Genomic DNA, 7705 nt, shown 5'->3' with positions numbered 1-7705 from the left:
GGAATGATAAAACGATTCAAAATAGTTTCTGACAAGTACCGTAATCGAAGAAAGAGGTTTGGATTACGTTTTAATCTCATTGCGGGAATATGTAATTTTGAGTTAACTAAATGAGTTTCAGAAGAGGTCTATTATAGATTCTGCCGCAATAGAGGCAATATATGAAAGTGTACACATTCGTAACGTTTTTGTATGTGCAGGGCTTGCTCATAATCAAAAAATAGCCCAATTTTTATTATCAACGGGTGACTATGATCAGATTGTGGAGTATGGAGATACCTTTGATGTGCAAAGGACGAAAGTCAATCAAGCCATTAGAGGTAAGATGCCATTATTGTCTCTCCTTAATCTACAGCACGCGGTTGCGCAAGGGTTGTACAAAGTAGAACAACGTGAAGCAAGCGTAAGAGTTAAAGACGTTGCAATAGATGAAGATGAAAAGATAGCAAGTGATGGAAGTGGCTACAGGCATGCTTCATCGGTGCTACAAACAGAACGTATTGTTTCAAAATTTCTTCTGGGAAAGATGCTTGATAATCAAGAGCTCATGTAATCGCCCGGTTGAAGTGTCAAAAGGCGCAGATAATGTATGAATGTATCTGCGCCTCTTTTTTTTAAAGCTATAATCTACGCGGCTATGCCTACTTAATTATATGACTTTTCTTCTTTTCCTTCTGCAAGCATTGACGTACTTGCTGCCAGCGTTTCCTGTTTTGTATGCGCTTGCAATCCTAGTTGCACAATCAAATCAACAAAATCCATAGGCTTCAGTCCGATTTCAGCCGCTTGATGGAAAATACACGTTGCGGGCGTCATGCCAGGTAGCGTGTTGATTTCAAGAATGATAACCCGTTCTTGTTGCGTTGGGCTTTGGATAGCATTTTGGTAAAAGCAGTCGATGCGTACATAGCCTTTACACCCAATTGCAGTGTAAACACCTTCCATTACACGTTGTACTAATTCTAGACTTTGCTTTGGCAGTGGAGCAGGAGTTTGATTTTCTCCAGCACCAGGCAAGAATTTTTCTTCAATAGATAAAATTTCAGATGCAGTTATTGCTTGGCTTGGCGGAAGCGCTTGGGCGGTTTCATTGCCAATAACACCAACAGTCAGTTCCATACCAAAAATATATTCTTCAACTAATGCATACTCTTTTTGATGGGCAAAAAGTAGGTCGAGTGCAGCTGATAATTCACTGCAATTTTTTATTTTTTGTACCATCACACTGCAGCCATCATCATGCGGTTTTACGATTAACGGAAATGGTATGGTTGCGGTGATACCGTTCAGTACATGTTCAAGATTTTCAGCCCAATCAGTTTTTGCAATCAGTTGTGATTGGGGAGTTTCAAATCCCTTTGTGCGTAGAAATTGTGCGGTTTTAAATTTATCCATGCAGAGTGAACTTGCAAGAACTCCGGAACCGTTATAGGGAACATTAAGCATTTCAAGAGCCCCTTGCACCGTTCCATTTTCTCCCTTGCCGCCGTGTAACCCGATGAATACAAAATCAGTAATAGTTGGTAGATCGCTCCATGGGATTTTTGTCGATCTATCAAGAGCGGATGCAATTTCAGATGTAGTGTTTCGTACGAGTAGGGATTGGGTTAATGGAAAGAGTTCCATGCCTTCTGTAACAAAAAGAGGAGTTACGTCATATTTAAGTGGTGATAATTTGTAAACAACGTTGCGTCCCGATTCTAAAGAAATTTCTCGTTCATTTGAATCACCACCCATTAATACGGCAACGCGCGTTTTTTTTGTAACCATAGTTTTCTTATTCTCTTTTTCAAACGTTAAAATCGCATCAAGCAGGCCATACGCATGCAGCTCGGTTTCAATCAGATGGTTAATGAGCTGTGTATGACTCATATTTATTTCAGCGGCTTCACGGAATAAAAAGCTGGTAGGGCTCATGCCAGAAAGTGTCCCTGGATCGATGATGCAAATACGGTTGTCAGGAGTAACAAACCCATCGATGCGTGCAAAGTTTTTCATTTCAAGCGCTTGCATGGTTTGCATTGATGTTTGTTGAATGCGCGTAGTAATTTCTTGACTGCAGCGAGCAGGGGTAAATTTATGCGCGCGTCCTGGCATATATTTTTGTTCGTAATCGAAAAAATGAGATCCTTGCTCAATTACAATTTCTGTAGGCGGTAGTGGCAGCAGCTTTCCTGTTGTATAATCGGTAAGAACGATGCAAGTAAATTCCATGCCTTGTAGGCGTTCTTCAATAAGAACAGGTTGCACCAGTTCAGGATGAGCGTGTGCTGCTTTTAAAATTGCATCAGCAAGATCGGCTTTATCAAACACTACGGTAACGGCGATACTAGAACCTTCCGATTGTGGTTTTACAATATACGGAAGAGTAATGTTTTGTGCATCAAGTTGTTCATAGAGAGTAGTAATATGGTTTGCAGCGATATCAAGCTGATGGGGATATACGGTGATACCTTTTGGAGTGTCAATATTATGATGACGCAAAATATCTTTTTGGATGGTTTTATCCATGCAGAGCGCGCTTGCAAACAGTTTTGATCCTAAATAAGGAATAGCAAGAATATCGAGAAAGCCTTGCAAGCAGCCATCTTCTGCGTAACGTCCGGGTATTGCAAGATAGGCAAAATCAATATGAGATTTTAATGCATCCCAAGAAATTGCAGTCGCTTCTTGAGGAAGGCGGTGTTCAAAATCAGTAATTTTTCCGCGGTGTAAAAAATGCCAGGGTAAGATCCACAGAGTGCCATCGGATTTTTGAAAAACGGGAACAATATCATAACGAGAAGTATCAAGATGATCACATACGGTTCGCCCAGAGTTGAATGAAACTTCCCGTTCGGAGGATCTCCCTCCCATTAAAACACCTACGCGCAATTTTTGCATAAATTCCTCGCTATGAAATGATACATGAATAATGCTGTATAGAATTTAAACGTATTTCTATAAAAAGATAGCGTGATGTTTTTGTAAGAAAGAGAAGTATGTTGCAAATGTTGCAATTTGAGAATTGATTTTTGGGAGTAAAGGGTTACTCTAATTCAAAATTAATGTTTTGTTGTGGTGTATTATTTATCTAAGGGGAACTTTTATGAACTACACATTTTCTATATTTTCTTTGATTGTGTTGGTTAGTGGTAGTTTTTTGAATGGAGCCGCACAGCCAGTGCGCACGTATACGTATTCAAGGCCACCGAAAGTCGTTTACGGATTTAAGGTGCAGCCGCCTCGTGCTGTTTCATCAAGCGCTGATTCAGGAAGTGAGACGAGGAAGAGACGTTATTTAGCTGCAGGAGACGATGCGCAAGTTTCAGCACATCTCGAACAGGAGGATCAGGAGAATGTGAGCCAATATTTGAGAAAAAATGGCAACATGACCAGACTCGTAGTTCCATTGAGTAGGATTGCTCATTTAGCACGCGGCGGGCGTAGCTCATTAGTGTTGAAATGCCGAGATTAAGGAATATTATGAAAAATAGATTTATTATTCAGTTATTTGCAGCGTTATTGGTTTGTAATATGCATGTAGGATTTGCAGCGAATCAGGACTCTGTGATTTTTGCAACAAGCAATCGGGTTGCTGAATTTTATCGTTTTCTTTCTGCTAATTATGCATCCGAGCGAGAAAGGGAAGAGAAATGGCAATGTGGTTTAGACCTGTTTGATTGTAGTACGCCAGAAGATCAGCAAGAGATGCTTACGGTTAAAGATCAGTATGACATGGGAGTTTTACCGAACGCGATTTGTGACCAACCGGTGGAAAGGGTGAGGTGGTTAGTAGAGCGTCATGAGAGATGTTTGATAGATATTACAAAAATTGAAGTTAACATAAAAGGAAATCGGTTGAATTTGCTGGAATTGGCGCAAGCTATAATGCAACAAGGAAGAGTTCGCGGACGTGATGAAGTTGTTGCCTACCTTAGCCCGATGTTTAATAAACGAAAAGCTGCACAACCGCGAGTATTGCAGCGAGAAGAAAAGGAAGGAGATCACATATTTGATGAGGATGCAGCAGGCTCATGAAAAAAATTTAGTGTGGATCGATTTGGAAATGACCGGATTTGATAAGGAAAAATATGCAAAATAAATATGTAATGTATTTGATGGGCGCAGTATTGGTTTGTGATATGCATGTAGGATTTGCAGCGGACCTGGGCCGTGATTGGAAAGCATATTTATATAACTATTCTGACGCTCGATTCAATCCACTCAATGCAAAGCAGTTGAGACAGGATGCATTTGGTCAGGCATTACGTATATTTGATGGTAGTTCTGCAGAAATGCAATTGAGCATGCTGAATAGCACAGATCAGTATGGCGCGACATTTATGACACTAGCAGTTCGTTTTGGCACGGTGAGTGAAGTAAGACATCTTACTGAGCGTTATGAGAAGCACCATCTTGATATTAGAAATATTAAGGTGTTGGTCAAAGAAGATCATGAGGTAACTTTCTTGCAATTGGCTTATAGGACTCAAGTAGAGAATGAGGATTTAGGTCGTACCGAGGTTATTGAATATCTTCGCCCGATGTTTTTTAGAGAAATTCCGGAAGGAAAGCAACAAGAAGAACCGGAAGAAAAGCGATAAGAAGAAAAAGATTAATATATGGAAATGAAAAAAAATTTGGTATGGATTGACTTGGAAATGACGGGACTTGATCCGGTCATTGATCATATTTTGGAAGTTGCGGTAATTATCACAGACGGAGATTTAAATCCCTTGTGTGAAGGGATTGATTTGGTTATTCATCAATCAGAGGCTGTCTTGCAGGCAATGAATCCGTGGTGTGTTGAGCAGCATGGCAAATCGGGTCTAACTGATGCAGTTCGTGCCTCGACGGTAACTATTGAGCAGGCGCAAGAGCAGGTGCTCGCTCTGATTAAGCAGTTTTGTGATCCTAAAAAAGGAATTTTGTGTGGCAACTCGGTATGGATGGATCGTATGTTTTTATCCAAATATATGCCAGAGGTCATAGATTATTTGCATTATCGGTTGGTTGATGTGAGTTCATTAAAAGAGGTGATTACGCGTTGGTATCCGCATGATGCGTACGCAATAAAACAAAAAAGTGATGCACACCGGGCGCTTACAGATATTCATGAATCGATCGCAGAATTAAAACAATATAAAGAACATTTTTTTAAAAAATAGGAATCTTATGAAAAATAGATTTTTTGTACCATTGGTTGTTGCTGTATTGGCTTGTAATATGCAGATGAGTTATGCCGCAGCTTATGTGGGCGGTTTTAAAACTCTTGAGGACGGCAAGGTAAAATTCGTAGCAATGACACCAGCGATAGGGCATTTTTATTGTTATGCTTTTGATTTAATAGGATCTCAGGATAATTCCCTGCGACTACATGAGTGGTATAACAAAAGTACGCCTGAAGAGCAAAGATCAATGCTTACTCTTATTGATAAAGATGGTAGCAATGTTTTGACAAAGACCATTTGCGATGGAACGGCAGCTCAGGTGAGAGGGTTACTAAGCTGGTATAACGATCACTTGATCGATGTTACCCAGTTTGAAGCTCGTGAAGAGGGAGAACGAAAAATCAATTTGCTGCAATTAGCAAAAAAGAATCAAGATGAAGAAGTTGCTCTTTGCCTAGAACCCTTATTTAAGGGCAAAAAAGGCGAATAAAAAGACGGTAATGCTTAGATAATAAAGAACAGTTTTTTAAAAAATAGGCGTAAAAAAGATCTGGCTTGCATAGTCAGATCTTTTTATTTTTTGTACTAACGCAATCCCTTTTTGTATTGATGGTGATTTGATAAATAATGTCCGCATGTGCACTGTTTTGATTTTATAGACAGGTGGTTTAGCGGGTCCGAGAATAGAAATTTCATCCGAATCTTGGTTATGTGCATCCAATTCTTCGAGTAATTGGTACGATTCTCTTTCAAGAGCTGCTTCATCAGTATGTTTCATTTCAACTTCAATGAGCGTGCCGTACGGAGGGTAGTTGAGTGCGGTGCGTTTTTCTATTTCTGTTGCATAGAATTTTAGATAATCGATTTCATTGAGATAATCATATACATGATGATCCATCATGGCTTGTATGATAACGTCACTTTTTGTTGTGCTCCTGCCCGCTCTTCCAGCAACCTGAATCAGTTGTTGTAGCGTTGTTTCTGTTGCGTTAAAGATAGGAAAGTGCAGATTTAAATCTGCCCATAAAACACCAACTAAGGTAACATGAGGGAAGTGAAAACCTTTAGTTACTGTTTGCGTGCCAACCAAAATATCTAATTCATTATTTTCAAAATCGTGTACTGTTTTTTGCCATGTTTTTTTCTTTGTTGTGGTGTCCAAATCAGCGCGTGCAATGCGTGCGGTAGGGAATAATGTTTGTAAAATAGTCACCACTTGCTGAGTGCCAATACCTTTTTTGAGGAATTTTTTTGCATCGACTTTGCATGATGGGCATGCAGTAGGGAGCTCTTGGGTAAATGCGCAGTAATGGCAATTGAGTTGCTGTTCTGTGTTTTGTGTGTGAAGTGTCAAGCTCACTGAGCAATGTGGGCAGCTGAAAATGAAACTGCATCCCGTGCATTGTACAAAAAAGCTGAATCCACGCCGGTTCAAGAAAATAATAATTTGCTCTTTTTTTGTGAGCCTTTCTGCAATCGCGGCTTCCAGTTCTGTGCTGATCCAAAAGTTTGCACGTCTATTTTGTGTGGTCAGGGGCACAATCTGTACGGTTGGCAGTTGTCCAGCGAAGCGCTTTTTCAGTTGAAAGAACTTCCACTGTTTTGTTTTTACCTGATAGAGCGAGCTTATTGAGGGGGTTGCAGATCCTAGCAAAATCGGTATTTGAGCAATTTGTGCACGTAGTAATGCGGCATGGCGAGAGTTGATTTTAGGATGTCGCTTTTCTTGATACCCCGTTTCATGTTCTTCATCAATGATGATAAGACCGAGATTTGCGATAGGGAGTAAGATTGGTAAATGTACACCGACAATTACCGTTGGTTTTTCTTCAAGAAGTCGTTGCCAAAGAAGTCGTTTTTCTTTAATACTGATTGCAGAGTGAAACCCGCAGATATGAATGGTTTCAGGAAGTTGCGCCATCAGTATTTTTTGAAATTGAATGGCAAGCGTAACTTCCGGGAGTAATAAAATTACGGTTTTGTTTGCTGCAATTGCATTAATGATGAGCTTTTTATACACCTCTGTTTTGCCCGATCCGGTTACGCCGTGCAATAATGTGGGTGCATAACAAGGTGTGTGCAGATACTGGGCAACGAATTGGTATACCTGCTGTTGTTCATCAGTAAGTTGTACTCCTTTTTGTACAGTGGGCGCATGAATGGGTTGTATCGATGGTGGCGTACTAGCATCTGTTTTTTCTACTAAAAATTGTCGTACACGTTTAATAAAATGAATGGATGGAATGGTATATAAATAACCAAGTTCAGCAATGAACTCTTTATATGCCTGATCATTGGGAAAAGGTTCTATCCCCAAGCATTCTTTTATTTCAAAACTCGTGTGCGGTATGGAACTCAGTTGCTTCATGACAATTGCAGGGACGGTACGGTTGCGAAGTGGCACAGAAACAATGGTGCCAACTACAATAGTAGCAGGCAAAGTGCTGGGCATTTTATAATAGAGTGGCCGGGTAAAGCCATTAAGCAGTTGAACTTGGATATACATAATTTCTAGTATATAGAATATTTTGATGTTTGTTTGGACAATGTTT

At 40.0% G+C, this 7705-nt stretch carries 9 protein-coding genes; 7 read left to right on the top strand and 2 right to left on the bottom strand.

The annotated features are described in order from the left end of the window. Both VGT41_03580 and VGT41_03575 read left to right on the top strand, forming a co-directional pair. The coding region (locus VGT41_03580; GenBank protein HEV2601353.1) for an IS5/IS1182 family transposase at positions 1 to 114 on the top strand (114 nt) is incomplete at its 5' end. 211 nt (positions 115 to 325) lie between these two features. Further along, positions 326 to 553: a hypothetical protein gene (locus VGT41_03575; GenBank protein ID HEV2601352.1), complete on the top strand. Its 228-nt coding sequence runs from the start codon at positions 326 to 328 to the stop codon at positions 551 to 553. Positions 554 to 645: 92 nt separating this feature from the next. Here VGT41_03575 and VGT41_03570 read toward each other — a convergent pair whose 3' ends face one another. After that, positions 646 to 2883 (bottom strand): ATP-grasp domain-containing protein, encoded by a 2238-nt coding sequence (locus VGT41_03570; GenBank protein ID HEV2601351.1) that lies wholly within the window; start codon positions 2881 to 2883, stop codon positions 646 to 648. Between the two features lie 205 nt (positions 2884 to 3088). Between VGT41_03570 and VGT41_03565 the strand changes: the two genes are divergently transcribed. The 5 genes from VGT41_03565 to VGT41_03545 are packed head-to-tail and all read left to right on the top strand — an operon-like array spanning position 3089 to position 5643. Next, positions 3089 to 3457: a hypothetical protein gene (locus tag VGT41_03565; GenBank protein HEV2601350.1), complete on the top strand. Its 369-nt coding sequence runs from the start codon at positions 3089 to 3091 to the stop codon at positions 3455 to 3457. A gap of 8 nt (positions 3458 to 3465) precedes the next feature. Then, entirely contained in the window at positions 3466 to 4020 is a 555-nt protein-coding gene (locus VGT41_03560; GenBank protein HEV2601349.1) for a hypothetical protein, read from the top strand. 53 nt (positions 4021 to 4073) lie between these two features. Further along, positions 4074 to 4586 (top strand): hypothetical protein, encoded by a 513-nt coding sequence (locus VGT41_03555; GenBank protein ID HEV2601348.1) that lies wholly within the window; start codon positions 4074 to 4076, stop codon positions 4584 to 4586. Between the two features lie 18 nt (positions 4587 to 4604). Continuing rightward, the gene (gene orn / locus VGT41_03550; GenBank protein ID HEV2601347.1) at positions 4605 to 5150 is read left to right on the top strand and encodes an oligoribonuclease; all 546 of its coding nucleotides are present in this window, start codon (positions 4605 to 4607) and stop codon (positions 5148 to 5150) included. Between the two features lie 7 nt (positions 5151 to 5157). Next, positions 5158 to 5643 (top strand): hypothetical protein, encoded by a 486-nt coding sequence (locus tag VGT41_03545; protein ID HEV2601346.1) that lies wholly within the window; start codon positions 5158 to 5160, stop codon positions 5641 to 5643. Positions 5644 to 5679: 36 nt separating this feature from the next. Here the strand turns inward: VGT41_03545 and priA are convergent, their stop codons facing one another. Then, positions 5680 to 7659 carry a primosomal protein N' gene (gene priA, locus VGT41_03540; GenBank protein ID HEV2601345.1) on the bottom strand — a complete coding sequence of 660 codons (1980 nt, stop codon included), beginning with the start codon at positions 7657 to 7659 and terminating at the stop codon, positions 5680 to 5682. Between the last annotated feature and the right edge of the window lie 46 nt (positions 7660 to 7705).

Source organism: Candidatus Babeliales bacterium (genome assembly GCA_035944115.1).
GTDB lineage: Bacteria > Babelota > Babeliae > Babelales > Vermiphilaceae > DASZBJ01.
Note: the sequence above shows the minus strand (reverse complement) of the source record. Positions and strands in the feature narration are given on the sequence as shown.

Excerpts from the sequence above, each read along its gene's own strand:
- VGT41_03575 (HEV2601352.1), top strand. The coding sequence starts at position 326 with ATGCCATTATTGTCTCTCCTTAATCTACAGCACGCGGTTGCGCAAGGG.
- VGT41_03570 (HEV2601351.1), bottom strand. The coding sequence starts at position 2,883 with ATGCAAAAATTGCGCGTAGGTGTTTTAATGGGAGGGAGATCCTCCGAA.
- VGT41_03565 (HEV2601350.1), top strand. The coding sequence starts at position 3,089 with ATGAACTACACATTTTCTATATTTTCTTTGATTGTGTTGGTTAGTGGT.
- VGT41_03560 (HEV2601349.1), top strand. The coding sequence starts at position 3,466 with ATGAAAAATAGATTTATTATTCAGTTATTTGCAGCGTTATTGGTTTGT.
- VGT41_03555 (HEV2601348.1), top strand. The coding sequence starts at position 4,074 with ATGCAAAATAAATATGTAATGTATTTGATGGGCGCAGTATTGGTTTGT.
- orn (HEV2601347.1), top strand. The coding sequence starts at position 4,605 with ATGGAAATGAAAAAAAATTTGGTATGGATTGACTTGGAAATGACGGGA.
- VGT41_03545 (HEV2601346.1), top strand. The coding sequence starts at position 5,158 with ATGAAAAATAGATTTTTTGTACCATTGGTTGTTGCTGTATTGGCTTGT.
- priA (HEV2601345.1), bottom strand. The coding sequence starts at position 7,659 with ATGTATATCCAAGTTCAACTGCTTAATGGCTTTACCCGGCCACTCTAT.